This is a genomic window from Chitinophaga sp. 30R24, from assembly GCF_049056765.1.
Lineage (GTDB): Bacteria > Bacteroidota > Bacteroidia > Chitinophagales > Chitinophagaceae > Chitinophaga.
In genome coordinates this window covers 1-1205 of the sequence record NZ_JBJGXX010000041.1, presented here as the reverse complement: position 1 = coordinate 1205, position 1205 = coordinate 1, and the positions used below count along the sequence as shown (strand labels likewise).

Annotated in this window: 1 protein-coding gene; it reads right to left on the bottom strand. The window is 43.0% G+C overall.

From position 1 onward, the window contains the following. Window positions 1-1205 (bottom strand): DUF6443 domain-containing protein (locus tag ACDQ55_RS21650; protein WP_420983727.1); only part of this gene is annotated, 1205 nt, incomplete at both ends.

Below are 1205 nucleotides of genomic sequence, written 5' to 3'. Positions count from 1 at the left end.
GTCCTTCGTTTCGTACGACTGATTACCTGCATAATCGTAGTGATCATAATAGCTATAGGTGAGTGGTGTTAACAAGTGAACAGGTAAATCCGGAATAGGATTATTAATATTAGTAGGCCCCCCGCCTGGAATCTCGGGAACAATTTCAGCAATAAAAGAGCCTCCATTCGAATTAAACCCCGGCTTGAAAATAATACTATTACTTGCCTGATACTGGGCCCTGCCGTCGTAGCTATCCACTAACAAATCGGCTATAATCGCCGGAGTAGCCGGATCGGAAGTAACTTGATCCGTAGCAGTCTGTAAAGCATGACGGGCAATATCGGAGTTGTATAATGCCGTCATGACAGCACGGTTTAATGCATCATAATAGGTAACTAACCAGTTGTTTTTCAACTTCATATTACCATCTCTGCTATACACTAAACGATCACGTATATCGTACACCATCTCCGTAGAATCAGCTCCCGGCACCTTCTTTATGATCATCCGGTTACGGCTATCATAACGGTAAATAAAGCATAATTCTTTAGCTACCACAGGAGTAATCACCCAATTATTCATGATAGCAGCAACAGCTTTGGGCGACAATACAAAACGTAGGTTGCCAAGATCATCATATACATAATAAGTACATAACCAGCCCACGTGCGCACTACCTGGGTTTCCAGATAATTGTACTTTTTTCAGCATTACCTTTCCGTCCTTGTCCTTATATTCTATTACGCTATTCCTGGCTTCATCAATGGTAACTGTTTTAATCAGGGTACCATTTGCATAACTACCATTACTTACAGGAATAATAACATCTGCCGCTAGATTCCATTGTTGTACGGAATCTGCCTGCGTATTGATCAGGTACTGAGTTTCCTGTGGGTGGTTGCCGCCTCTTTCTGTGGTGGCAGGATCATTCTTCGCCCAGGCAGCTCCCGGAGCATATGATCGTAGTATTCTGCTTAACGGGGAGGCTTCATAATCTATGCGGCTATAAAAAACATTTTCCCCTGCCGTTCCTGGCATTAAACTTCCATTCTGAAAAAAGCGCACTTGTTCTGCAAAAGCATCTGTTTTAAAAGTACCACTTCCATTTCCTTGAGACACATAGGGCAAATATTTGAATTGCTCTCTTCCAAATGCATCATATACAACAGGGGCCACGAGGTCGTTACCTCCGGGACTGGCCCCTTTTGTTACCGATTGAATCA